This is a genomic window from Nonomuraea sp. NEAU-A123, assembly GCF_018603905.1.
In the GTDB taxonomy this organism is placed as follows: Bacteria; Actinomycetota; Actinomycetes; order Streptosporangiales; family Streptosporangiaceae; genus Nonomuraea.
Genome location: NZ_JAHFZZ010000041.1, coordinates 48,860 through 71,022 on the forward strand (window position 1 = coordinate 48,860; position 22,163 = coordinate 71,022).

At 71.7% G+C, this 22,163-nt stretch carries 19 protein-coding genes; 11 read left to right on the forward strand and 8 right to left on the reverse strand.

Annotated features, from left to right (window positions below):
- Positions 1–6: 6 nt before the first annotated feature.
- Positions 7–1,515, forward strand: a complete 1,509-nt coding sequence (locus KLK06_RS56975) for an alpha/beta hydrolase (RefSeq protein WP_214644263.1) — start codon at positions 7–9, stop codon at positions 1,513–1,515.
- Positions 1,516–1,560: 45 nt separating this feature from the next.
- Here KLK06_RS56975 and KLK06_RS56980 read toward each other — a convergent pair whose 3' ends face one another.
- Positions 1,561–4,611, reverse strand: a complete 3,051-nt coding sequence (locus tag KLK06_RS56980) for a sacsin N-terminal ATP-binding-like domain-containing protein (RefSeq protein ID WP_214644264.1) — start codon at positions 4,609–4,611, stop codon at positions 1,561–1,563.
- A 101-nt stretch (positions 4,612–4,712) separates the two neighbouring features.
- The gene (locus KLK06_RS56985; RefSeq protein WP_214644265.1) at positions 4,713–5,513 is read right to left on the reverse strand and encodes a DUF3027 domain-containing protein; all 801 of its coding nucleotides are present in this window, start codon (positions 5,511–5,513) and stop codon (positions 4,713–4,715) included.
- A gap of 169 nt (positions 5,514–5,682) precedes the next feature.
- Here KLK06_RS56985 and KLK06_RS56990 point away from each other — a divergent pair, with 169 nt between their 5' ends.
- Positions 5,683–7,293 carry an MFS transporter gene (locus KLK06_RS56990; protein WP_214644266.1) on the forward strand — a complete coding sequence of 537 codons (1,611 nt, stop codon included), beginning with the start codon at positions 5,683–5,685 and terminating at the stop codon, positions 7,291–7,293.
- Here the strand turns inward: KLK06_RS56990 and KLK06_RS56995 are convergent.
- The gene (locus KLK06_RS56995; RefSeq protein WP_214644267.1) at positions 7,290–7,685 is read right to left on the reverse strand and encodes a cold-shock protein; all 396 of its coding nucleotides are present in this window, start codon (positions 7,683–7,685) and stop codon (positions 7,290–7,292) included. The two genes, KLK06_RS56990 and KLK06_RS56995, sit on opposite strands and share 4 nt — an antisense overlap.
- Positions 7,686–7,776: 91 nt before the next feature.
- Positions 7,777–8,397: an HAD family hydrolase gene (locus KLK06_RS57000; protein WP_308169006.1), complete on the reverse strand. Its 621-nt coding sequence runs from the start codon at positions 8,395–8,397 to the stop codon at positions 7,777–7,779.
- 102 nt (positions 8,398–8,499) lie between these two features.
- On the opposite strand from KLK06_RS57000, the gene KLK06_RS57005 reads away from it, so the two are divergent.
- Positions 8,500–8,937: a hypothetical protein gene (locus KLK06_RS57005; protein ID WP_214644269.1), complete on the forward strand. Its 438-nt coding sequence runs from the start codon at positions 8,500–8,502 to the stop codon at positions 8,935–8,937.
- 35 nt (positions 8,938–8,972) lie between these two features.
- A complete protein-coding gene (locus tag KLK06_RS57010) occupies positions 8,973–9,590 on the forward strand; it encodes a TetR/AcrR family transcriptional regulator (RefSeq protein WP_214644270.1) in 618 nt (205 codons plus the stop codon).
- A 13-nt stretch (positions 9,591–9,603) separates the two neighbouring features.
- Here KLK06_RS57010 and KLK06_RS57015 read toward each other — a convergent pair whose 3' ends face one another.
- Complete coding sequence (locus tag KLK06_RS57015) at positions 9,604–10,578, reverse strand: hypothetical protein (RefSeq protein ID WP_214644271.1); 975 nt, start codon at positions 10,576–10,578, stop codon at positions 9,604–9,606.
- Between the two features lie 44 nt (positions 10,579–10,622).
- On the opposite strand from KLK06_RS57015, the gene KLK06_RS57020 reads away from it, so the two are divergent.
- A complete protein-coding gene (locus KLK06_RS57020) occupies positions 10,623–13,079 on the forward strand; it encodes a helicase-associated domain-containing protein (RefSeq protein ID WP_214644272.1) in 2,457 nt (818 codons plus the stop codon).
- Between the two features lie 42 nt (positions 13,080–13,121).
- Entirely contained in the window at positions 13,122–14,600 is a 1,479-nt protein-coding gene (locus KLK06_RS57025) for an AMP-binding protein (RefSeq protein ID WP_214644273.1), read from the forward strand.
- Here the strand turns inward: KLK06_RS57025 and KLK06_RS57030 are convergent.
- Complete coding sequence (locus tag KLK06_RS57030) at positions 14,597–15,526, reverse strand: hypothetical protein (protein ID WP_214644274.1); 930 nt, start codon at positions 15,524–15,526, stop codon at positions 14,597–14,599. The genes KLK06_RS57025 and KLK06_RS57030 overlap by 4 nt on opposite strands.
- Position 15,527: 1 nt before the next feature.
- Positions 15,528–16,028: a SigE family RNA polymerase sigma factor gene (locus KLK06_RS57035; protein ID WP_214644275.1), complete on the reverse strand. Its 501-nt coding sequence runs from the start codon at positions 16,026–16,028 to the stop codon at positions 15,528–15,530.
- A 126-nt stretch (positions 16,029–16,154) separates the two neighbouring features.
- Between KLK06_RS57035 and KLK06_RS57040 the strand changes: the two genes are divergently transcribed.
- Complete coding sequence (locus KLK06_RS57040; protein WP_214644276.1) at positions 16,155–16,523, forward strand: hypothetical protein; 369 nt, start codon at positions 16,155–16,157, stop codon at positions 16,521–16,523.
- A 62-nt stretch (positions 16,524–16,585) separates the two neighbouring features.
- On the forward strand, positions 16,586–18,238 hold the full coding sequence (locus tag KLK06_RS57045; RefSeq protein WP_214644277.1) for a DNA repair helicase XPB: 1,653 nt from the start codon (positions 16,586–16,588) through the stop codon (positions 18,236–18,238).
- Between the two features lie 224 nt (positions 18,239–18,462).
- Here KLK06_RS57045 and KLK06_RS57050 read toward each other — a convergent pair whose 3' ends face one another.
- Positions 18,463–18,798, reverse strand: coding sequence for a hypothetical protein (locus KLK06_RS57050; protein ID WP_214644278.1), 336 nt, complete (start codon positions 18,796–18,798; stop codon positions 18,463–18,465).
- A 112-nt stretch (positions 18,799–18,910) separates the two neighbouring features.
- Here KLK06_RS57050 and KLK06_RS57055 point away from each other — a divergent pair, with 112 nt between their 5' ends.
- The 3 genes from KLK06_RS57055 to KLK06_RS57065 all read left to right on the forward strand — a co-directional run bounded on the left by KLK06_RS57055 (position 18,911) and on the right by KLK06_RS57065 (position 21,969).
- Entirely contained in the window at positions 18,911–20,911 is a 2,001-nt protein-coding gene (locus KLK06_RS57055) for an AAA family ATPase (protein ID WP_214644279.1), read from the forward strand.
- Between the two features lie 84 nt (positions 20,912–20,995).
- Positions 20,996–21,526, forward strand: a complete 531-nt coding sequence (locus KLK06_RS57060) for a YbhB/YbcL family Raf kinase inhibitor-like protein (protein WP_214644280.1) — start codon at positions 20,996–20,998, stop codon at positions 21,524–21,526.
- Positions 21,526–21,969, forward strand: a complete 444-nt coding sequence (locus tag KLK06_RS57065; protein WP_250907627.1) for a GNAT family N-acetyltransferase — start codon at positions 21,526–21,528, stop codon at positions 21,967–21,969. Before KLK06_RS57060 ends, KLK06_RS57065 begins: the two co-directional genes overlap by 1 nt.
- Positions 21,970–22,163 lie beyond the last annotated feature (194 nt).

Consider the following 22,163-nt stretch of genomic DNA (forward strand, 5'->3'; position numbering starts at 1 on the left):
GTAGGCATGAAGAAGACCTCATTCCCCGCGCTTCTGTGCGCGGCGACTATCGCGAGCATCGTCCTCGCGGGCTGTGGAACAGCGGACAAGCCCGATGCCAAGCCAACGGCGAGCACCGCCGCCGCACAGTCGGTGAAGGACACCGGCACCGTCGCCTGGAGCCCGTGCACCGGCCTGCCCGGTCCCGACGGCAAGCCCGCCGCGCCCGACCCGGCCGTCGAATGCGGCAAGATCGCGGTGCCACTCGACTACGCCAAGCAGGACGGCGAGCAGATCGACCTGGCCCTCATCCGCGTCAAGGCCTCCGGCGACCGGCTCGGTTCGCTGGTCTTCAACTTCGGCGGCCCCGGCGGCTCGGGGGTCGACATGCTGTCCATGGCCGCCAAGATCTTCGGTGGCCTGGGCACCCGCTATGACCTGGTCAGCTTCGACCCGCGCGGCGTCGAGCGCAGCGCACCCGTCAAGTGCGGCGACAGCGTCGAGAAGTGGATCTCCGTGGACCCGGCGGGTGACCAACTGGACAAGATCGCCAAGGAGTTCGCGGCCTCCTGCGCCAAGAGTTCCGGCAAGCTCCTCCCGCACGTCGGCACCGTGAACGCCGCGCGGGACCTCGACCGCATCCGCGCCGCGCTGGGCGACGAGCGGCTCAACTACTTCGGCATGTCCTACGGCACACACCTCGGCGCCGTGTACGCCACCCAGTACCCGAAGAACGTCGGCCGGTTCGTCCTCGACGGCGCCCTCGACCCGACCGTCACCTTCGCCGAGCGCGCGAAGACGCAGACGGCCGGCTTCAAGCACGCGTTCGACGCGTTCGCCGCCGACTGCGTGAAGCAGGGCTGCGACCTCGGCGCCGACCCCACCGCCGTGCGGAAGAGCATCGAGACGCTGCTGAACGGCCTACGGGACAAGCCACTCAAGGTGGCCGACCGGAAACTCACCAAGGGTCTGGCGGGCACCGGCGTCGTGGCCGCTCTCTACTCCAAGCTCAGCTGGCCGATGCTGGAGCAGGCGGTCGCCGCCGCGACCAAGGGCGACGGCACGCAGCTCCTCGCCCTGGCCGACTCCTACACCGGCCGCAAGGCCGACGGGACGTACTCGACGCTGATGATCAGCGTCCTGGCGATCGACTGCGTGGACAGCGCCGAACGGCCGAGCCCGGCCGACATCGACAAGGTCGAACGCGAGACGGGCAAGATCTTCCCGCCCATGCGCTCCGGGGGCCTCGGCTCGATCTGCGCGCACTGGCCGGTGCCCGGCAGCGACGAGTCCAAGAAGATCGACGCCACCGGCTCCGCCCCGATCCTGGTGATCGGCGGCAAGGGTGACCCCGCCACGCCGTACCAGTGGGCGCCCAAGCTCGCCGCGCAGCTCAAGACCGGGGTCCTGGTCACGTACGAGGGTGAGGGGCACGGCGCCTACCTGAGCGGCAGCACCTGCGTCAGCCGCCTGGTCGACGCCTACTTCCTCACCGGCAAGAACCCCGGCGCGAACGCCACCTGCCCGGCGGCGTGAACCCTCGTGACGCTACGGGCAGGTCGGCGCTGTGACAGGTCGGCGCTACGACAGGTCGGCCTCGGCCAGCAGGAGCGGCACGGCCGTGGGGTCGTGCAGCAGCGCGGCCACCGCGAGCCGGTCGTTCCACTGGCCCGTCGCCCAGGCCAGGCCGCGCGCCAAGCCGTCGAAGCCGGTGCAGTGCACCGAGCCCTCGAAGAACCGCCACGTGCAGGCGACACCGTCCACCAGCAGCTTCTCGTGCTCGACGTAGGTCTCGGGGGCCGTCGGGAGCAGGGAGCGCACCTCGGGCGGCACGGGACGCCTCTCGCCTTCGGACGTGACCTCGCCCTGGGCCAGCTCACCGGCCAGCGGCAGGTCGAGCAGCTCGGACAGCGACTCGGCCAGGTCGTACGGGGCCAGCACCAGAGGCCGGTCGGTGACGAGCTGGAGCAGGTCGGGGGCCTCGACCACGACGGCGTCGTCGGCCGCGGCCACCACGATGTCGCCACCGAGCACGGCCCGCACCCTGCCGGGTGGCGCCACCCGGGAGGGCTCCACCGCCGCCAGCGCGATCCACAGGGCCCGCAACTGAGCCCGGTCGACCTCGATGGACTCGTCCGCCATCAGGTCGAGCAGCTCTTCGGGGCCGCCATGGCCGGCGAGCAGCTCGGCCAGCGTGGTGCGTACGCCGAGCATCCCCAGCGCCACCTCGTCGAGCCCGCCGGGGGCGTCGCCGTAGAGGCCCTGGAGCAGCGGGTCGGCACCGGGCAGCCGCAGCTCGCGGGGCCGGTGCCCGTCCAGGACGGGGTGGTTGGCCAGCCACCACGCCGTGTAGGACGGCACCTCGACGCCCTCGACCCGCAGCGGGTGCAGGGCGGCACGCAGCGGCGGTCTGGTCAGCAGCGCCAGCGCGGCGGGCCAGTCGGCGACCAGCTCCAGATCGCGCACCGCGACGAACTCCGGCACCACGGGCGGCACGTCGAGCTCCGGCAGCAGGTGGAGCACGTGGTCGAGCCAGTCTTCCTCGCCGTCGAGGTCGTGATCGCAGTCGTCGTGGTCGAGCAGCACGTCGGAATCGTGCGCCACGGCGAACCCGTCGAGCACGCCCACGGCTTCGAGCACCCGTGAGCCGTAGGTCTCTTCCAGCTCCGGCGCGGCCACGCCGAGGTGCGTGTCGGGCTCCAGCAGCCCGGCCAGCGCGCCGTCGGCCAGCATCAGCTCGCCCGCCGGGTAGAGCTCGCCGTCGCTGCCGCGCAGCGCGAGCTCGGCCAGCCACGGCGCCTCTCCGGGCACCAGCGAGGCGGCCGCGACCAGGGAGAGCACGGCCCGCGCCACGGGCTCGGGCTCGGGACTGTCGAGCGACTGCCTGACGGCGGCCTTGGTGAGCGGGTCTTCGAGGATCGTCCGGGGCGTGGCCTCGGCGGCGCCGAGCCGGAGCAGCGCCGCGTGCGCCGCGTCCGGATGCACGATCCGCAGCCCCAGCGGCGTCAGATCGAGGCCGTCGCCGGACAGGTCGAGGCGGGTGCCGCCGAGGTCGAGGATGAGGGTGCCACGCGGGCCGCGGACCAGGCGGCCGTCGGCGAGCGGCACCGGCAGCGCGCCCAGCGACTCGGGGTCGTCGGCCGGCAGCACCTCGTAGAGCGAACGCCACCACGACGGATCCCGCGCCTCGACCGCCTCACCGGACAGCAGGTCGACGACGTCGGCCAGCTCGACCCGGCGCACGCCGAGCGAGCCCATCGCCGGATGCCGGGCGGGCCACCCCGCGGGCAGCAGGCCGGGCACGAAATCGGCGATGGCGGCCAGCAGCTCGCTCGACCCGGCGACCACGGCCGCCTCGCGGCCGGCGACGACCCAGCCGTCCTCCTGCGGCTCCCTGGCCGGGTGCTCGACCTGCCACTCGGCGTCGGGCTCGTAGACCTCGGCGTCGGCGAACGACGGTGTGTGCACGGCCGGGGCCGGCGCGGACAGGGCCGGGAGCAGCGGGGTGGCGGGCAGGCGGCGCAGAATGGCCCGCCGGATCCTGGCGTCGAGCTCGCCCTTGCCCATCAGGGCGGGGACCAGGTCGAGCAGCTTGGGGGTGCGCGGGAGCTCGCCGAGCAGCCTGACGTAGGCGTCGGCGGCCCGCTCGACCAGGAAGTCGGTCAGCGGCCCCTTGGCGACGTGCCGCCGGTCGGTGGCCATCGGGAACGACGCGATGAGCAGCGCCGGCAGGTCGAGCGGCTCGTCGCTGGGCGTCGGCGCGTGCACCACCGGCGGCACCCCGGCCGGCAGCGGGCGGGGCTCCTCCGTGCCCGCGACGGGGACGGCCCAGCGGAGTGACCAGTAGGGGCGGGCGCGCTCTTCGGTGGGCCGGTCGGCGAACAGGGCCGCCACCTCGTCGGGAGTGAACTCGCCCGACTCCGACACCAGGCGCCACCCGTCGGCCGTCACCTGGCGCACCGAGCCGTCGAGGTCGATCTCGATGGTGGTCAGCGCGGGCATGCCGAGCAGCAGCGCGGGGCTGGTCTCCGCCAGCATGCGCCGGACCGCCGCGATCGACGCGTCGTCGCGCAGCGGCAGTCGTACGAGCGTGTCGAACCCCTGCGGCACGTCGAACGGCTCGGCCGCGAACGGCAGGCGCAGCAGCGGCACGTGTCCGCTCCGCGAGTCGAGCTCGGCCGCGAGCCCCGGCACCGAGGCCACCGCGGCGGCCGTCTCCGTACGCGACCAGCGGACGGCGCCCGTCTCGCGCGAGCTGATCGACGGCTCATCACAGACCGACACGACCGCGGCGAACCCGACGCCGAACCGGCCCGCGGCGCCCGCTTCGTCACGCTTGCCGGAGACACGCAGCGTCGACAGCCCCTCCACGCCGGTCGCGTCGAGCGGGGCGCCCGTGTTGGCGGCGGTCAGCACGTCGTCGCGCAAGGTCAGCCGGAGCACCCCTGGCACGCCGGCGCGCAGCGCCGCGTCGGCGGCGTTCTGGGCCAGCTCCACGATCAGCCGGTCGCGGTAGCCGCCGAGTGCGAAGTCCTCCTCGGCGTTGGCGTCCTCGCGGAACCGGGCGGTCGAGGCCGTCCACGCGGCGAGCACGGCGGCTCGCGTCCGGTCGGTGCCAAAGGTGTCGGTCATCTGTCACGATCCTGGTCGCAGGTGTGGCGGGCGCCGGCACATGTCCGGGACCCGCCGATGGGGGGCCACCGTAGGCTAGCGGCCCTCACCGACATTCGCGGTCAGGAGTGGCCGAGCTCCTCGGTGGCCGTTCCGTCGACGGAACCGGCCTCCTCTTCCATCAGGTCGAAGCCCATGTCGTCAAGGATGGGCAAGGCCTGCTCGACGGACGGCGGCATGACCGCCGCCTCCGAGTGGGCCCCGCAGCCGTGGTCGGCGGCGACCACCTTGCCGTCATCGGGGGCGTACTCATTGGCGCAGACCCCGAACACCTGCCGGAGCCCACCCGCGAGCGGCCAGTAGAAACCACAGGTGGAACACTGCGCGGGTGCGGCGTGTGCGATCGGCGTATGCGGCCCGTGCTCGCCCGAGTGCCAGCGTCTGGCAGCTCGGTCCCTGCCGATGACCGAGAGCACACGTGCCCGGCCCAGGCCGTACTCGAAAATCGTCTGGTGATCGGTCTCGTCGTCGGTCTTGGCGAAACCCGGCTCCAGCCGGTCGTCGTCCTCCGGGCTCGGCAGCAGGTCGCCGACGCCCAGGTCGCCGGGGCGCAGGCGCTCGCTCCAGGGCAGCCACTCGGGCGCGAGCAACGCTCCCGCCCCGGGCAGCAGGACGGCCTCGCTCACCGTGACGTTCTTCGCCCGCGAGGCACGGGTCACGGTGACGGCCCAGCGCCAGCCGCGGTAGGCCCGGTCGAGGCAGGCGAAGTAGTGGGTGACGATGCGGTCGCCCTCGCCCTCGTAACCGAGGTGCTCACCCGGCTCGCCCGGCCGCGCGAGCTCCTCCGCGGCGGCGCGCGCCAGGTCCACCGCGGCGACGCACGCCTGGTCGGGCGGGGAGACGCGGGTCCGGGTGCGGGTCATCTGTCCGCCTCCGCCGCAAGGTGCTGTTGGCTCACACCTCATTCTCACCCATGGCCGGACCTGAAGGTGCCCACACCGACCATCCCGGACCCACTTGAGACTCATCAAACGCCCATCCCCGGGCGATCCGCCGCCGTGAGCGAGCCCGGATCGGGTAAGACTGGTAAGCGTGCAAGGAGGCTGGGACACCACTCGCGAGATCTCGCGGCGCGTGGGGCGAGGTGTCGCCGACGCGGGCCGCGCCACCGCGCGCGCCGGCCGGGCCACCGTACGCGCGGGAAAGGCGACCGCCGGCGGCACCGCGCGGGCGGGCAAGGCCACGGCCAGAGGGGCGCAGAAGGTCGGGCAGGCCACCCGCCGCCTCACCTACGCCAACGGCGCCGACCGCACCGGGCTCGGCCGCCTGATCGAGCTCACCGCCGGCCACAGCGGCGGCGACGCGCTGGTCACGGTCGCGCTCGCGAGCACCGTCTTCTTCGGCGTGCCCGTCGGCGAGGCTCGCGGGCCCGTGGCGCTCTATCTGGTCATCACGATGCTGCCGTTCGCCCTGCTGGCGCCGTTCGTGGGGCCGATACTCGACCGGTTCAGGTCGGGCCGGCGCTACGTCATGGCGGGCACGCTGTTCGGCCGCGGCCTGCTGTGCTTCGCGATGGCCGCCGCCGTGGGGCCCGGCGACCTGCCGACGCTGTTCGTCGGGGCTCTGGGCGTGCTGGTGCTGTCGAAGGCGTACAACGTCTCACGCGCGGCCATCATGCCGAGCGTGCTGCCCGCCGACATCACGCTGGTCTCGGCCAACGCCCGGGTGGCGCTGTTCTCGCTGATCTCGGCGGGCGTGATGGTGCCGGTCGCCGCGGGCCTGACCGCGTGGCTGGGCAGCGCCGCGGTGCTGCGCACGGCGATGGTCGCCTTCCTGCTGATCGGCGTCCTCGCCGTACGGCTGCCGCGCCACGTCGACTCTCCCGAGCTGGAAGAAGAGGAGGCGGGGGGCAGGCCACTGCGCTGGCGGACCCTCCTGAACGTGGGCCCTGCGGTGGCCGAGGCGGTCTGGGCGAACGTGGCCATCCGCCTGTTCTCCGGCTTCCTGCTGTTCTTCCTGCTGTTCCTGGTGCAGGACAAGGGCGTGCCGTGGCTGGCCGTACCCGACCCGTTCTTCGACACCACCAAGACGATCGCGCTGCTCGCGGCGGCGGCCGGGCTGGGCGGCCTGGTCGGCGCGATGGTCGCGAACTGGACCCGCAACCACTCCCCGCAGCTCATCACGCTGCTGACGCTGGCCGTGACCGGCGCGACCACGATCGTGGCCGCGGTGTTCTTCGGCCTCTGGACCGCCGTCGCGGTCTCGCTCGTCACCGCGTTCGCGCAGGAGCTGGGCAAGCTCGCGCTCGACGCGATCGTGCAGCGGGAGATCGGCGAGGAGGTGCGCTCGTCCACGTTCGGTGTGGTCGAGGCGGTGCTGCAGCTCGCCTGGGTGTTCGGCGGGCTGGTCGGGCTGGTGCTGTCACTGGCCGAGAGCAGCGCGGCCGGGCTGATCACGCTGGCCGTGGCGCTGACCGGCGCGTTCGGCTGGCTGATCGTCCGCCGGCGTCAGCGGATCCGCGCGGCCAGACTCGGCGCCGAGGGCCAAGCTGAGGGTCAAGCCCAGGACCAAGGCGTAGAGGACCCCGACGCACGAGACACCGACGTGCGGGACCAAGGCGCGTGGGACCAGCGCGCCGACCGGCGGGATCAGCGTGTCGACACCATCGACTCGACCAAGCCGCTGACGAACCCCCACGGCTAGGCGTCGAGGTCGTCGGCCACCGCTCTGAGCACCTGCGCGATCTTCTTGGCGTGCGCCGCGTCAGGGTGCTTGCCCCGCTGGTAGGAGGTCGAGACGTCGTCGAGGAGCTTGATCAGGTCTTCGACGATGACCACCAGCTCGTCCGGCTTCTTACGCTTGGCCTTGGGCTTGAGCTTGGCCAGCGTCGGCGGCTGCTCGAGGATCCGCACCGAGAGGGCCTGCTGGCCGCGGCGTCCCTCGGCCACGCCGAACTCGACCTTCTGGCCGGGCTTGAGCGGACCGGCGCCAGTGGGCAGCGCGGAGGAATGCACGAAGACCTCACCGCCGTCGTCGCGGGTGAGGAAGCCGAAACCCTTGTCGGCGTCGTACCACTTGACCTTGCCACTCGGCACAGGAGGAACCTCGTTCAAACAGTCGTAAAAGATGAATGGATGTAGGTTATGCCCCGCGAGGCTCGGTAGCGACCAGGAATATTCGTGGCATTTACCAGAGTTGGCCGGCCGAACGCCAACCGGCGAACCAGTCGGCGAATTCCGTCAGGTCCCCAAGCGCCACATCGGCTCCATGCTCACGCAGTTCGCCCAGCGTGTAAGGGCCGGTCGCGACCGTCACGCTGACGGCTCCCCCGGCCCGCGCGGCCTCGATGTCCGCCACATGGTCACCAACATAGGCGGCGGCGCCGAAGCGCGCGAGTGCCGAACCCTTGGCCGCCCCGAAGACCGCCCCGACGACCTCGTCGACGGCGAGCCCGAGCCTCTCGACGGTGCTGGTCGCGTCACGCAGGTTCTTGCCGGTCACGACGATGATCCTGCCTCCCTGCGCGCGTACGGCCTCGATGGCCTCCACGGCTCCGGCCATGGCCGTGTGCACGGGCACCCCGAGCTCCGGATAGAGCTCCCGGAAAAGGAGCACCGCCTCGGGAATCGCCTCCAGCGGCAGCCAGTTCGCCAGCTCGTGTTCGAGTGGCGGGCCGAGTCTGGTGATGATCGCCTGGCTGTCGATGAGCACGCCGAGGCGCGCCGAAAGCTCGTCGTACACGGCCGCGATGCCCGACCGTGTGTCCGCCAATGTCATGTCTAGGTCGAAACCCACCGATGTCTGCACAAGGTGGAGGATGCCAAACGAGTCCGCATTACCGGTAACGGCCCCTTGTTGTGGGACCGTTGGGAGTGGGAAGAAAGGAATTACTTATCAGGAGGAGTGGCCGTGACCGAGCCCCCCAAACCGCCGGAAGCGGGAGATCGGCTAGTCGCCGCCGCCAACCGGCCCAGGCCGCTGGAACATCCCGCTCCGCCCACCCAGCCGCGCCCGCACAGGCCCGCGCTGCCGCGACAGGTGACGGGACCGGTCAGGGTGTGGCGAGGCGTGGTGGCGTTCCTGGCCTCGGCCGTCCGGCTGGCGTCGCGGCTGGCCGCGTTGGTTCTGGCGCTGTACGCGATCTTCACGGTGTTCCGGGCCAACCCGGCCAACGTCTGGTACCAGTTCGTCGCCTCGCTCGCCTCGTGGTTGTCGGTGGGTCTGGCCAACCTGTTCCAGCTCGCCGACGTACGGTGGACGACGCTGGTCAACTATGGGCTCGCGGCGCTGGTGTGGCTGATCGTCGGCTCGGTCGTCGCGGGGCTGATCCGCCGCGCTGCGCCGTGACGGCTACGCTCCTTTACGGAGGTATCAGGAAAGACATGACCAGATCGACGCGTGAGCGGATCATCGACGAAGCCCTGCGGCTCTTCGCCGAGCGGGGCTACTCCGCCACTTCGGTGGCCGAGATCGAGGCCGCGTCAGGGCTCTCGCCGGGCGCCGGCGGGCTCTATCGGCACTTCAAGTCGAAGTACGAGGTGCTCTCCGCGGCGATCAACGAGCATGCCACGCGCACCCGTACGCAGGTGGCCGACAGCCTGGCCGAGCTCGGCGACATGGAAGCCTCGGCCGACCTGGAGGTGCGGCTCTCGCACCTGTGCCGGGCCGGGCTGGCCAAGGTACGCGAGGAGTCGGAGCTGACCCGGGTGTTCTTCCGCGACCTGAGCCAGTTCCCCGAGCTGGTGGCGGTGGTGCGCGAAGGGCTGCTGCAGCCCATGTTCGACGCCATCACGACCTGGTTCCGCGCCCAGCCCGAGTACGAGGACGCCAAGCTCGACTGGAACGGCATCTCGGCGGTGCTCGGCGGCTCCGTGGTGCACTACCGGCTGTTCCAGGAGACGGTCGGCGACGCGCCGGGACACGCGGAGAAGGACCAGTTCGTCACCGCCTGGGTACGCCTGGCCGTGGGTCTGCTGCCAAGCCCCGCCCCGGTCAGCTGACCAGACCGCGCGCTCAGCGGGCGCTCAGCAGCCGATAGGCCAGCCAGGCCACGCCCAGTCCTGTGCCGATCATGAACATCACGCCGCTGACGTCGAAGAACTGGACGACGAACGCCTGCACTCCCGGCTCCGCGCCCACCCGCAGGCCGCCGACGAGCGCGCCACCGAGCGTGTAGCCGAGCAGCGGCGCGCCGACCCCGAGCAGCCGATCACGCGGCACCCAGCCCTCCGAGAACGCCACCAGCAGCGCGCCGAACGCCCACACCAGCACCGGCACCCGGAAGATCGCCACGGCCGGCAGGCCGAACGGGACCAGCAGCGCGGCCAGCAGCAGGATCGCCATCGCCGCGGTCTCGCGCGGATACTCCTTGACGATGGTGGTGGCGTCCCGGCCGCCGGTGGCCATCGGGTTCGCACTGGACATGGCCGTCCGACGCAGCCGCGCGAACGGCAGACCGCGTACGGGCCGCCCGGCCAGCCGGTCCTCCGCGAGACGCCGCCCGGCAAGCCGGTCTGTCGCGAGACGCCAGCCGGTCAGCCGGCCTTCCGTGAGACGCCGGCCGAGCTGGGCTCCCGGAGGTGGGGCCGCGTCGTCGACGATCTTGGGGAAGAACGGCGTCGCCCCTCCCGCCCCGGCGACCCGCTCCGCCTTGGCCACGGCGCCCGGCGTCACGGTTCCCCGCGCGGCCCCGGGCGCGACCCTGGGCGCCGTTCCGGACGGGATGCCCGGCGAGACACCGGAGGCGGCGTCCGGCGCCGTCTCGGCCAGCCTGCGGGCCTCACGTTCGACCAGCGCCACCGGGTCGCCGAACCGGGCGAGTAGCTTGACCACCTGGCGCGGGTTCTGGCTGCCCTGCCGTTCGACCTCGATCCTGGCTCGCAGCCGCTTGGCGAAGTCGAGCCGCTGGTCGGACTTGAGCACGCCGTGAGCCGCGTCGGCGGCGGCGCTGACGTAGTTGAGTATGAGCTGGTCGGCTCGCTCAATCACGTGAGCCATGCTGCCCCAATCAGGGGGGACATACCATGGCAACGATGGAGTTCACGGAGTGGATCAGGGGGCGCACCGACGAACAGCTACGGGCGCTGGTCTCCGCGCGTCCCGAGCTGATCACCCCGGTGCCCGCACATCTGGAGGGCCTCGCCGTACGGGCGGGCAGCCCTTCGGCGATCGGCCGGGCGCTCGATCGGCTCGACCGCTTCACGCTCGCCGTCCTCGAAACGCTGGCCGTCGCCGAGACCCGCGCCACCGCCACCGCCCACGCGGAAACAGCGCACGCGGACACAGCCCAGACGGACGCAGCCCAGACGGACACAGCGCGCTCGGAAACAGCGCCCGCCGAGACGCCGCCCGTACGACCGGAGCCCGTCACGAAGGCCGCCCTGCGCGCTCTGGTCCGCGGGGCGCTCGCGACGGGCAAGCCGGAGCCCGCGCTGTCGACGGCGCTCGACCACCTGCGCGACCTGGCCCTTGTCTACGGCCCTGACACCTCGCTCAGCCTGGCCCCCGGCGTGCGGAAGGTGCTCGACGACCCGGCGGGGCTCGGCCCCCCGGCGGTCGAGGCGTTCCGCCACCACGCGCCCGAGCAGCTCGAGGAGATGGCCGACGACATCGCGCCGGGCACCAAGGGCTCGGGCAAGGAACGTCTGGCCGCCGCCCTGACCCGGCCCGGGAAGCTGATCGAGGAGGTCTCGCCCGAGGCCAGGGCGGCGCTCGACCAGCTCACCTGGGGGCCGCCGACGGGCCGGGTGCCCAACGCCAGGCGCGAGGTGCGGATCGCCTCCGCCCGCTCGCCCATCGATGAGCTGCTCGCCCGCGGCCTGCTGGCGGCGACGGGTGAGGAGAGCGTGGCCCTGCCTCGGGAGGTGGGCCTTCACCTGCGCAACGGCCTCGTGCACCGGGATCTGTACGCCGTGCCTCCGGCCCTGGAAGGGACCGCACGGGACCAGAAGCGGGCCGACCGGACGGCGGCGGGGCAGGCGTTCACGTTCGTGCGGACGGTCGAGGAGCTGTGCGAGCGGTGGAGCGCAGAGCCGCCGGGCGTGCTGCGTACCGGCGGGCTGGGCGTACGCGATCTGAAGCGCACCGCGACCGAGCTGGACGTGCCCGAGTGGGCCGCCGCGCTGACCGTGGAGGTCGCGCACGCGGCCGGGCTGATCGCGGCGGGCGGCAGCGTCGACGGCGAGTGGCTGCCCACCACCGGCTACGACCTGTGGCGGATCCGGCCGACCGCCGACCGGTGGGCGGCGCTGGCCGCCACCTGGCTGCAGACCGACCGCGTCCCCGGCCTGGTCGGCGAGCGCGACGACCGTGACCGGCCGCTCAACGCGCTGCACACCGACCTGCGCCGCTCGTCCGCGCCGGCCGTACGGTCGGCGGCGCTGGGCGTGCTGGCGTCGGCGCCCGGCCTGGCGCCCACGCGCGTGTCCGTGTTCGATCGGCTGGCGTGGGAGCAGCCGCGCCGCCGCGGGCCGCTGCGCGAGCAACTGACGGAGTTCGCGCTGCGGGAGGCCGAGCAGGTCGGCGTCACCGGGCTCGGCGTGCTGTCGGGACACGGGCGGGCGCTGCTGGCCGGCGAGGACGCCGCCTCGGTGCTGGCGCCGCTGCTGCCCGAGCCGGTCGATCACGTGCTGCTCCAGGCCGACCTGACCGCCGTCGCGCCCGGTCCGCTCACCAGCGAGCTGAACCGCTGGATGACGCTGGCCGCCGACGTCGAGTCCAAGGGCGGCGCGACCGTCTACCGGTTCGGCGAGGGCTCGATCCGCCGCGCGCTCGACGCGGGCCAGGGGGCCGAGGAGCTGCTGGCCATGCTGGAGCGCCACTCGGCGACGCCGGTCCCGCAGGCGCTGTCGTACCTGATCGCCGACGTGGCCCGCCGTCACGGGCGGATCAGGGTCGGCACCGCCAGTGCCTACGTGCGCTGCGACGACCCGGCCCTGCTCGACCAGATCACCGCCGACCGGCGCTCGGCCGCGCTCCGCCTGCGCAGGCTGGCTCCGACGGTCATCGCCTCCCGCTCGTCGCGCGCCGCGCTGGTCGACGGGCTGCGGGCGATGGGGTACGCCCCGGTGGCCGAGTCGCTCGACGGCGATGTGATCATTTCCCAGCTCGACAAGAGGCGCACCGAGGGCCTGCCGCCGGCCCGGTCCGTGCCCTCGCCCAACGGCCTCGACGCCGAGGTGACGGCCGCCGCCGTACGGGCCCTGCGGGCGGGCGACGCGGCTCACCTGACGCGGCGCGAGCCCGCCGACGCCCCCGCCGGCCAGATCCCGCGCGGCCCCGCGACCGCCACGATCTCGGCGCTGCAGGAGGCGATCAGGCAGGGTGTACGCGTGTGGATCGGCTACCTCGACTCCCAGGGCAACGCCACCTCGCGCATCCTGGAGCCCGCCCGGATGGAGGGCGGCTACCTGACGGCGTACGACGAGACCAGAGCCGCCGTCCACCGCTTCGCGCTCCATCGCATCACCGGAGTCGCCGACCTGTCTTGACATCGGCTTGACGCCCGGCGGTGATCAGGCGAGGTTGGGACCGTGAGCGAGCTGACGTTGGGCCGGTTGGCCGAAGAGTCTTGGGGCAGGTTCGACGACTTCGACGCGGTTTACTACGAGGGGGCCTGGCACCGCGGCCACACGCTGGCCGAACGGGCGCGCAAGGTCTGCGGCGGGCTGGCCGAGGCCGGAGTACGGCCCGGCGACCGGGTCGTGGTGATGATGGCCAACTCGCCGGAGGTGGGCCTGATCTACCAGGCGATCTGGGCGGCCGGTGCGGTGGTGACGCCCGTGGTGTTCCTGGTGGGGGCGGAGGAGCTGCGGCACATCCTGGTCGACAGCGGCGCCACCGCCATCGTCACCTCGCCCGAGCTGGTGGAGACGGTCCGGGCCACCGAAGTACAGGTCCCGATATTTGTGGACACGGGAGAGCTGGAGCGGGCGGCCGAGCGGGGGCCCGTCGAGCGGGACGCCACCGATCTGGCGGCGCTCATGTACACCGGGGGCACGACCGGCATGGCCAAGGGCGTCATGCTGAGCCATCGAGGGCTCTGGCAGGTGGCCAAGGACGCCTACGAAATGTCCCACCAAGAGGGGAAAAATCGCGCGATAGTGCCGGTGCCTCTCTCCCACTCGTACGGCCTGATCCTCACGGTCGCCGGGATGCACGCCACGGAGCCGCAGCAGACGGTGCTGATGCGCTGGTTCGACCCGAAGGCGTTCCTGGAGCTGGCCGCCGCGCGGCGCACCCAGTATGGAGCGGTCGTGCCCGCCATGCTCCAGATGCTGCTGGCCGAGCCCTTGGAGTCGCACCCCCTGCCCGACCTGGCCTTCCTCACCTGCGGGGCGGCGCCGCTCGGCCGGGAGACGCTGGAGGAGTTCGAGCGCCGGATGCCCGGCGTGCAGATCCTCGAAGGCTACGGGATGACCGAGACCAGCGCCGTGACCACGTTCAACCCGCCGGGCCGGCGCCGGGCCGGCAGCGTGGGCCTGCCGCTGCCCGGCTACACGATCACGATCCGCGACTCCTCGGGTGACAAGGCCGAGCCGGGGGACGTCGGGGAGATCTGCGTCAGCGGTGACTCGCTGATGCTCGGCTACTGGGGTGAGCACGCCACGGACCCCGCCGACACCACGCTCGCCGAGGGCGAGCTGCGTACCGGCGACCTCGGCTGCATGGACGACGACGGCTACCTCTACGTCGTCGACAGGAAGAAGGACCTGATCATCCGCGGCGGGTTCAACGTCTTCCCGCGCGACGTCGAGGACGCGCTCAACGAGCACCCCGACGTGGTCATGTCCGGCGTCGTGGGCCGTGCCGACCCGCGCGTCGGCGAGGAGGTCGTGGCCTTCGTGCAGCTCAAGCCGGGCGCCACGGCCACCGCCGACGAGCTGATGAGCTGGGCCCGTGACCGGGTCGGCCGGGTGAAGTATCCCCGTGAGGTGATGTTCGTCGACTCGATCCCGGTCACGAGCGTGCTCAAGCTCGACCGCAAGGCGCTGCGGTCGAGGCTCGGCTAGTCGTCCTGGTCGATGGCTCCTGTGAAACCCCACGCGATGCCCTTGGCCTCGCCCAGCGCCCGCCCGCCGGAATCATAGGCGGTCACCTTGCTCAGCGCGGCCGGGCGGTAGCCGTTCTTCACGTTGGAGTACATCCGCGTCCGGCCGATGTAGAAGCCGTTCCGCACGTTGGCCGTCATCTTCCGCCCGTCCACCCACTCGACCTCCACCCGGGTCACCCGCGGAGCGACGCGACCGGCCACCACCAGGAAGTACGGGTCGCCGTCCCGGCCCGGGTCGATCTCCGTCTGCATCTCGCTGTCGTAGGCGTCGACGCTGAGCGCCCCGCGCAGGGCCAGCTTGCCGGGCGGGTCCTGGCCCCAGTAAGAGAAGATCGGGTCCGTCGGGTAGCTGACCAGCCGGATGCCCGGGGTGCACAGGACGAACCCCTTGCGGCTGCCGACCAGCCGCGTCACGCCCAGCTTGTCCTTGGCCTCCACGAGCCAGCGGTAGTCCTTGACGCCCCCGTACTTGGGCAGCCGCCGTTCGCCGTCCATGCTGTGCACCGGACCGCCCTGGGGCATGCAGTCCTCGACGGTCGCGAACTGCGCGACCGTGTTCCGCGGCAGGCCGGGGATGTCCGGGACGTACGCGGCGGGGGGCGGGACCGTGGACCTCGTCGCACTCGACGTGGGCGCCGTGCTCGCCGTTGGCATGGTGGTGGGAGACGCGGCGGGCGAGACCGCCATCCGGTCGTGCGTCCGCAGTGCCACCAACCCAATGGCCACCACACAGGCCGCCGCCGCCATGGCCAGCCCCCATCTCGGCCACCGCAGTCGTGTCCGCCTCCGTAGGACACGCGTCAGGAGCAGCTCGGGATCCACGGGCCGGGCCCGGTCGGCCAGCCTGGTGAGGGCCTCGGCGACCGCACGTTCGTCGACTGGCATCTCAGGCCTCCAGATTGACGGGTTCGCCCACCAGCCCGCGCAGCCGCTTCACGGCCTGGTGGGTCTGGCTTCGTACGGTGCCGATCGAGCACCCCATGATCCTGGCGACGTCGGACTCCGGCAGATCCTCGAAGTAGCGCAGGACCAGCACGGCCCGCTTCTTGGCGGGCAGCCGGCGCAGGGCCTGTTCGAGCGTGAGCCGGTCGTCGACCTGCGCGGTGTCGTCGCTCGCGATCCGCTCGGGCGGCGCCTCGACCACGCGCTCGCGGCCCCAGCGCGGGCTGCGCCACCGGCCGACCTGCTCGTGGTACATGACCCGGCGGACATACGCCTCGGGATCGCCCCTGATGCTCCGCCATCGGTCCGCGGTCCTGGCCAGCGCGCTCTGGAGCAGATCCTCCGCGGCGTGCTGGTCGCCGGTGAGCACGTACGCCAGACGAATGAGGCTGTCCGATCGCGTCGTGACGAACGCCGTGAAGACTCGTAGGTCGTCCGGGTGCAACACGCCTCCCTGCTCTGGGTCTCGCCCTCTAGAGACGTGTGAGAGGGTCCATATCTATGGCGAGACTGCAGACCTGGCCGGGCGCGTGGCCATTCCGTGATAAATGTTGACCTGTTGGGAGGTGGCATGAGCCAGCAAGATCCATCGGGCGAATATCCGTACCAGCCCTACGGCGCACCATACGGCCAGCAGCCGCCACCGCAGCATGGCTACGGCTATGGCTACGGCTATCCCCCGCCACCTCGGCCGTCCGAGGGCCCGAGGGCCACCGCCATCGTCGCGCTGGTGCTCAATCTCCTCGCGATCGTCGGCTGCTGCAACATCCTGGCCATCCCCGGGGCCGTCCTCGCGGGCCTGGCGCTCGGCCGGTCGAGCACGGAGCCGGCCAGCGCCAAGAACCTGCTCGTATGGAGCTGGACCCTGTTCGGGGTGGGCTTCGCACTGACGATCGGCACCTTCCTCTTCCTCGGCGTCAACGGCTATCTCGACGACTGATTACCTGTTCGGGGACTGTTCTTGCCGTCGCGTGTGTTGGATAGGCGTCAACCGTAGAAGGGATGTCCGTGAACGACGGCCCGCTCATCGTCCAGTCGGACAAGACGCTGCTCCTCGAAGTCGATCATGAGAACGCCGGCGATTGCCGCAAGGCCATCGCACCGTTCGCCGAGCTCGAGCGCGCCCCCGAACACGTGCACACCTACCGCGTCACCCCGCTGGCGCTGTGGAACGCGCGCGCGGCCGGGCACGACGCCGAGCAGGTCATCGACGCGCTGATCAGTTTCAGCCGCTACCCGGTGCCCCACGCGCTGCTGGTGGACATCGCCGAGACCATGGACCGCTACGGCCGGCTCAAGCTGGAGAAGGACCCGGTCAACGGCCTGGTCCTGACCTCCACCGACCGGGCCGTGCTCGAAGAGGTGCTGCGCTCCAAGAAGATCCAGCCCATGCTGGGCGAACGCCTCACCGGCGACTCGGTGGCCGTGCACCCGAGCGACCGCGGCAACGTCAAGCAGGCGCTGCTCAAGCTGGGCTGGCCCGCGGAGGACCTCGCGGGCTACGTCGACGGCGAGCACCACAAGATCGAGCTGGTGCAGGAGGGCTGGAGCCTGCGGCCCTACCAGCAGGACGCGGCCGACTCCTTCTGGCACGGCGGCTCCGGCGTGGTCGTGCTGCCCTGCGGGGCCGGCAAGACGATCGTCGGCGCGGCCGCGATGGCGCACGCCCAGGCCACCACGCTGATCCTGGTCACCAACACGGTGAGCGCGCACCAGTGGAAGCAGGAGCTGCTCAAGCGCACCACGCTGACCGAGGACGAGATCGGCGAATACTCCGGCAGCAAGAAGGAGATCCGTCCGGTCACCATCGCCACCTACCAGGTGATGACGACCCGGCGGAAGGGCGTCTACAGCCATCTGGAGCTGTTCGACGCGCGCGACTGGGGCCTGGTCGTCTACGACGAGGTGCACCTGCTGCCCGCGCCGATCTTCCGGATGACCGCCGACCTGCAGGCCCGCAGGCGCGTCGGGCTGACCGCGACGCTGGTGCGCGAGGACGGTCGCGAGGGCGACGTGTTCTCGCTGATCGGCCCCAAGCGCTATGACGCGCCCTGGAAGGAGATGGAGAACCAGGGCTGGATCGCCCCCGCCGACTGCGTCGAGGTCCGGGTCACCCTCACGGACGAGGAACGGCTGGCCTACGCGATGGCCGAGTCCGAGGAGCGCTACCGGTTCTGCGCCACCACGCCGTCCAAGACCCGCGTGACCGAGGCGCTGGTCCGCCGGCACCTGGGTGAGCAGGTGCTGGTCATCGGCCAGTACATCGACCAGTTGGACGAGCTGAGCGAGCACCTCAACGCGCCGGTGATCAAGGGCGAGACCCGGATCAAGGAGCGCGAGCGGCTCTACCAGGCCTTCCGCGACAAGGAGATCCAGGTCCTGGTCGTGTCCAAGGTGGCGAACTTCTCCATCGACCTGCCCGAGGCGGCCGTGGCCATCCAGGTGTCGGGCACGTTCGGGTCGCGCCAGGAGGAGGCGCAGCGGCTCGGCCGGGTGCTGCGGCCCAAGGCCGACGGCGGAGGCGCCCGCTTCTACACGGTGGTCAGCAGGGACACGGTCGATCAGGAGTTCGCGGCGCACCGCCAGCGGTTCCTGGCCGAGCAGGGTTACGCGTACCAGATCATCGACGCCGACGACGTGCTCGGCGGCGTGTAGGCCTACCGGTCAACCCGAGGCGAAGGCCCGGCCGCTCACCCTCCGAGCGGCCAGGCTCCGACGTCGATTTACGTCCACGAGACTCCGCGGGCTGTCGACAATCGAACCACCCCCCTCACCAGCGTGCTATCGCCGCCGCACCTCTCAAGTAGCCAGCGACATACCCCCATGATCCGGCAAATCCACCTGATATGCCCGAATTCTCGGTTATTCGCAGGTTGTCGTTATCTTGCCAGCATGCCGCCCAGGAAGAGCACCCCTTCGGCGGCGATCCAGGCGGCCACACTCACGCCCATGAATCGGCTGAAGACCCGTGGATCGTTTCTGGCCGAGGGCGCCAACCAGGCGCCGGCCGCACAGCAGGCGGCGGCCACGGCGAACAGCCCCGACACCGCCGAGACCGAATCGAGCCGTTGCGAGCAGTCCGCCGCGGACTCCCCACCCGCGCAGAACGCCTCCAGCCCCCACCCCGCGAACACCGACAAGGCCCACAACGCCGCCAGCAGGAAGCTCGCGACCGTCGGAATGATCGGAGAGATACCGAACCGCACCCTTGCCACGGTCTCTCCCTACCCCGGGTAAATGCTGTGGAAGCCTGCCGGGCGCCCCACTAAACTGGTCGATTCGCTGCCTACACCACCTCCGTTACCCTGACCAGGGAGGCACTTCCGCATGCCCGCACACCAGCTGGCCCCCGACATACCCGCCGACGTCCTCTCCGCCGAGCAGGCCCACCTGGCCGAGTCGAGAGCCGCGCTGCAGGCCATGCGCCTGCACGCCCAATCACTGTCGGCCGACGCGGCCGGCGACTGGGTGTCGCAGCAGATTCTGCAGTCGCTGCTCGACAAGCGGGTGGCCGCGCTGGCCGACCACCCCGACACCCCGCTGTTCTTCGGCCGCCTCGACCGCTCGGTGGATGACGATCTGCCCGGCACGATCTACGTCGGCCGCCGCCACGTGCACGACGGCGGCAGCCGCCCACTGGTGATCGACTGGCGCGCACCGGTGTCCCGGGCGTTCTACCAGGCCAGCCCCGCCGATCCGATGAACGTCGCACGGCGGCGCCGGTTCGGTTACCACGGCGGCCTGCTGACCGCGTTCGAGGACGAGCCGCTCGGCGAGGGCGGCGACCTCGGGCCCTCGAAGATCCTGACTCAGGAGATCGAGCGCCCGCGCACCGGCCCGATGCGCGACATCGTGGCCACGATCCAGCCCGACCAGGACGAGATCGTCCGAGCCGCGCTCGCCCAGACCGTCTGCGTCCAGGGCGCGCCGGGCACCGGCAAGACCGCCGTCGGCCTGCACCGGGCCGCATACCTGCTGTTCACCCACCGCGAGCGGCTGGCCAGGTCAGGCGTGATGATCGTCGGCCCCAACCGGGCCTTCCTGTCCTACATCTCCTCCGTGCTCCCCGCGCTCGGTGAGGTCAAGGTCGACCAGACCACGGTCGCGGGCCTGCTCGGCGAGCACGCCACGCCTGAGGACCCGATGGTCTCGGCGCTGAAGGGCGACGCCCGCATGGCCGCCGTGCTGGAGCGGGCGCTGTGGCTGCACATCGTGAAGCCGGAGGAGGGCGTCGTCTACAGCAAGGGCGCCTACCGCTTCCGGGTGGCCGACTACGAGGTACGCGAGATCGTCGCCTCGCTGCGCGGCACCACCCGCTACGGGCCCGGCCGGGCGGCGCTGGCGCAGCGGCTCGCGCACATGGTGCTCGTACGCATGGAGCAGCGCGGTGAGTCGCCCGACGACCGGGTGCAGGACGCCGTGGCCAGGTCCAAGCCGGTCAAGCAGCTCGTCGACCTGGTCTGGCCCAAACTGGTGCCGCAGCAGGTCCTGTTCAAGCTCCTCTCGGACCCCGACTTCCTCGCAAAAGCCGCCAAATCCGATTTGTCGCCTGAAGAGCAGGAAATGTTGCTCTGGCGGAAACCGTACCGAGGCTGGAAGTCCGCGAAGTGGTCGGCGGCCGACGCCGCGCTGCTCGACGAGCTCGGCGACCTGATCGAACGCACGCCCTCGCTCGGCCACCTGGTCGTCGACGAGGCGCAGGACCTGTCGGAGATGCAGCTACGCGCGCTCGGCCGGCGCTGCCGCAACGGCTCGGCCACCGTGCTCGGCGATCTCGCCCAGGGCACCACCCCGTGGTCCACGAGCTCGTGGGAGACCGTGCTCAAACACCTGGGCCAGGACGGGGGCGAGGTCACCGAGCTGACACTGGGCTTCCGCGTGCCACGCGAGGTGCTCGACTACGCCGCCCGCCTGCTGCCGTCGATCGCTCCGGCGCTGGCTCCGCCGCGCTCGCTGCGGCCGGGCGTGGGCTCGCTGTCGGTACGCCCCGGCGGCGCGGTCGCCGACGCGGCGCGCGAGGCCCTGGCCCGGGAGGGCTCGATCGGCGTGATCGTGCCCGACACGCTGGTGGCGGAGGTGTCACGGCAGCTCGACGGGCTCGCCCACGCCGTGCTCGACCCCGACACGACCGAGGAGCACCGGCTGCTGATCGTCCCGGCGACGCTGGCCAAGGGCCTGGAGTATGACCACGTGATCGTCGTCGAGCCGGCCGACATCGTGGCGGCCGAGCCCCGCGGCCTGGCCAGGCTGTACGTCGTGCTCACCCGCGCGGTCACCTCGCTCACCGTCCTGCATGGGAAGGCGCTGCCCGCCCAGCTGACCGCCTGACCGCGAGCGGGCGCGTCGCCTCCCGAGCCCGGGGCACTCCTAGGATGGCGAGGGTAGTGGAGGATCTCAACCAAGGAGGACGCCGTGCCCGCACCGCTTCCACACGAACACCTGCCGTCGGTCCCCCCGCTCACGGTCCAGAGCAACGACATCGCGGACGGGGAGAGGCTGGGGGACCTCCACGTCTTCAATGACTGGGGCATGACCGGCCAGAACCTGTCACCTCACCTCCAGTGGTCCGGCGCCCCGGCCGAGACCCAGAGCTACGCCGTGACCTGCTACGACCCCGACGCGCCCACGGGCAGCGGGTTCTGGCACTGGGTGCTCTTCGACATCCCGGCCTCCGTCACCGAGCTCCCCACGGGCGCGGGCACCGCCCCCGAGTTCAAGGGCCTGCCCGCGGGGGCGACGCACGCGCGCAACGACTACGGCAGCAAGGAGTACGGCGGCGCCGCTCCCCCGCCCGGCGACGCGCACCGCTACGTCTACACGGTGCACGCGCTGGGCGTGGCGGAGCTGGGCGTCCCCAGTGACGCCAGCCCGGCGGTGGTCGGCTTCAACATCACCGCCAACACGCTCGCGCGCGGCCACATCGTCGCCCACTTCGGCATCTGATGGCCATCGACCAAGAGACCGCTTCGGGGATGAAGATCCGGCACGCCGAGCTCGGCGACGTGCCGGCGGTGCTCGACTTCTGGCTCCTGGCCGCCGAGGGCACCGACCGGCGCGACTCGCCCGACAAGGTGGTCGCGCTGATCGAACGCGACCCCGAGGCCCTGCTCATCGCCGAGCTCGACGGGCAACTGGCCGGCACGCTCATCGCGGGCTGGGACGGCTGGCGAGCGCATCTCTATCGCCTCGCCGTCCACCCGTCCCACCGCCGCAAGGGCATCGCCACCACGCTCCTGGCCGCGGCCGAGTCCCGCTTCACCGCCTTCGGCGCCTTCCGCGCCGACGCGATGGTCCTGGACTCCAACGTCTCCGCCCAGGGGGCCTGGTCCGCCGCGGGCTACACGCCGCAGCCCGAATGGTCGCGCTGGGTCAAACCCCTCAAGTAGTCATTCGCCGCAGAAAACACAGATCGGCCCGGGCGACGCGCGCCCGGGCCGATCTGATGAAAAGCGACCTAGAAGTCCATGTCTCCGCCACCCGGCATGGCCGGGGCGGCAGGGGTCTTCTCGGGCTTCTCGGCGATGACCGCCTCGGTGGTGAGGAAGAGCGCCGCGATGGAAGCGGCGTTCTGCAGCGCCGA

What these genes read in the sequence shown, in the direction of transcription:
- KLK06_RS56975 (WP_214644263.1), top strand. Translation starts at nt 7, where the DNA reads ATGAAGAAGACCTCATTCCCCGCGCTTCTGTGCGCGGCGACTATCGCG.
- KLK06_RS56980 (WP_214644264.1), bottom strand. Translation starts at nt 4,611, where the DNA reads ATGACCGACACCTTTGGCACCGACCGGACGCGAGCCGCCGTGCTCGCC.
- KLK06_RS56985 (WP_214644265.1), bottom strand. Translation starts at nt 5,513, where the DNA reads ATGACCCGCACCCGGACCCGCGTCTCCCCGCCCGACCAGGCGTGCGTC.
- KLK06_RS57010 (WP_214644270.1), top strand. Translation starts at nt 8,973, where the DNA reads ATGACCAGATCGACGCGTGAGCGGATCATCGACGAAGCCCTGCGGCTC.
- KLK06_RS57020 (WP_214644272.1), top strand. Translation starts at nt 10,623, where the DNA reads ATGGAGTTCACGGAGTGGATCAGGGGGCGCACCGACGAACAGCTACGG.
- KLK06_RS57030 (WP_214644274.1), bottom strand. Translation starts at nt 15,526, where the DNA reads ATGCCAGTCGACGAACGTGCGGTCGCCGAGGCCCTCACCAGGCTGGCC.
- KLK06_RS57040 (WP_214644276.1), top strand. Translation starts at nt 16,155, where the DNA reads ATGAGCCAGCAAGATCCATCGGGCGAATATCCGTACCAGCCCTACGGC.
- KLK06_RS57045 (WP_214644277.1), top strand. Translation starts at nt 16,586, where the DNA reads ATGTCCGTGAACGACGGCCCGCTCATCGTCCAGTCGGACAAGACGCTG.
- KLK06_RS57055 (WP_214644279.1), top strand. Translation starts at nt 18,911, where the DNA reads ATGCCCGCACACCAGCTGGCCCCCGACATACCCGCCGACGTCCTCTCC.
- KLK06_RS57065 (WP_250907627.1), top strand. Translation starts at nt 21,526, where the DNA reads ATGGCCATCGACCAAGAGACCGCTTCGGGGATGAAGATCCGGCACGCC.